Annotated in this window: 2 protein-coding genes; both read right to left on the reverse strand. The window is 55.5% G+C overall.

Going from position 1 to position 1,822, the window contains the following annotated elements:
• The coding region (locus tag Q7V20_RS00165; RefSeq protein ID WP_304785916.1) for a hypothetical protein at nt 1-202 on the reverse strand (202 nt) is incomplete at its 3' end.
• Between the two features lie 1,364 nt (nt 203-1,566).
• On the reverse strand, nt 1,567-1,822 hold a 256-nt coding region (locus tag Q7V20_RS00170; protein ID WP_304785918.1), incomplete at its 5' end, for a hypothetical protein.

Here is a 1,822-nt window from a genome sequence, read left to right on the forward strand (position 1 = left end):
GATTGGCGATGGTTCCCCACCCCACCTGCTGTATGGCTGCATCAATCGCCTTCAGCGTGCTGGCGTCTTTGCTCTTCTTCAAGATGCGCACAGCCTTGTTGATGGAGACGAAGGCGTCCAGCTGCAGACGGTAGAACGGCAACAAAGGGATCTCACCAGCGACGGTGGCCAGCAATGCACCCAGACGAGGGTTCTCCTCCATGAGCATCTTCTGCAAACAGCGTTGATGCAAGAACGAATGGCATGCCAGCAGGCACATGGGATGCGTGTTTCGAGCGTGTGGCGCAGCTGGAATACGGCAGGCCAAGCGAGTCAGAATGCATCATGCGACGACACACACGCACGCACAGGCCGCGCAACAGAGAACTTACGAAGAGAGCATCCGCATGCGGCCCTTTGAACGCCTCCTGACAGAATGCACCACAGGAAGTCAGCATGGTGATGGTGGAGGCGTGCTTGATTGTGAAGGTGGCGCGGAGGTGACGGAGCGCAGACAAGTAATATCCGCGCAGCAGCGCGGTGTGAAGGGCAAGCACATCCGCCTGGGGTGCCTCAGTGCCATACAGGCTTCCCGCAGCCGCAAGAAAGGAAGACAACGTCTCGAGTGCGGCAGTGCGTCCCAGATGGTTGTGGCCCTCATAAATCTGCAGATGCAAAGCGTGTCATGAAAAGGTGCAACAGGACAACAGACTTGCCGAGACGCAGCGATGGTTTGAGGAATCAGGCTGACCCGTCACCTTCAGCAACTCACCACGCGACATGATTGAATAAACCCCAGTCCAAGCTCAAGCACAATTGCCGCGTCGTGCTTGATGCTGAGGTTTGCAGCCCCCAGGAGGGCGAGCGCCTTGGGTGTCGCCGAGCGTTCGGCAGCGATTGAGGCGCCGGCCTCCGCGGCATCGAAACCAGGGGTTTTCAGTGACATTGTTGAAACACACAAAAGTTGAGTCGTCACAAGTATGGTTGAAACAAGTTGTTGTGCAAATCTGCTAGCGCGATTGGCGCCTTGCTGCTGCGCAGTAGATGCGGAACGGCGGATTTGGCTGTGAGCGCCTGCTGCACGAGCTGCACTGGCAGAGAGTCGCTGCTCACTTTGTCGTCTGGCCGCCGAACCACGTCATTTATTTGTTAAAACAAGCTAATAATAGACGATTTCACAATGCGTGGCCAAGAAGGTCATTTGACCGCGCGTAGTCGCAGCCGCATGATCAGCCTGATAAATTTTTCGTCACTGGCCGGACTCGGAGTAGCGACGGGGCCGATGCGAAGTGGCGTGATCACTTCCGTGGCTTGGCACCTACCAATACCACTGCCTGCCACCCCACGAAAATTGCTTCCACACTCGGCGCCTTCCCTGTGGTGTGATGTCCTTCACCCCCTCCGGACACCTTCAATTGAATGTCAAGTTGAAGTTGTTGCGAATGTAAGATCCAAGAACGCGTGCAGCACGAGGCACGCGGTGATAGTATAATGTAGTATACAATAGGTTAACAAATTTTACGATACCCTTGATTCCACACAACAAATACACGGGCTAGTCGCACAAACAGCGAGTCGGAATCTAGGTCAACACAGTGCCTGTTGTGCGACGGGTGTTCCACTGCGCGTAGATCCGGGATCTTCCACTACATCATCGAGTGCCCCCACCCAGGTCTGGCAACGTTCCGACGCAAGCTCCGGCGGGCTACTCTTGACCTGCTCCTCGCCCTTGCCAAAGCAATCTTCAAAAAGTGTGAGAAGGACGAAATGCGTGACACCATCTGGGCAACAGAGCCTGGGGACAAGCGTTATGCTGCTCACCGGAAAGACATGGCGGACCGTA

It is taken from the genome of Aquabacterium sp. (assembly GCF_030652515.1).
GTDB lineage: Bacteria > Pseudomonadota > Gammaproteobacteria > Burkholderiales > Burkholderiaceae_C > Aquabacterium.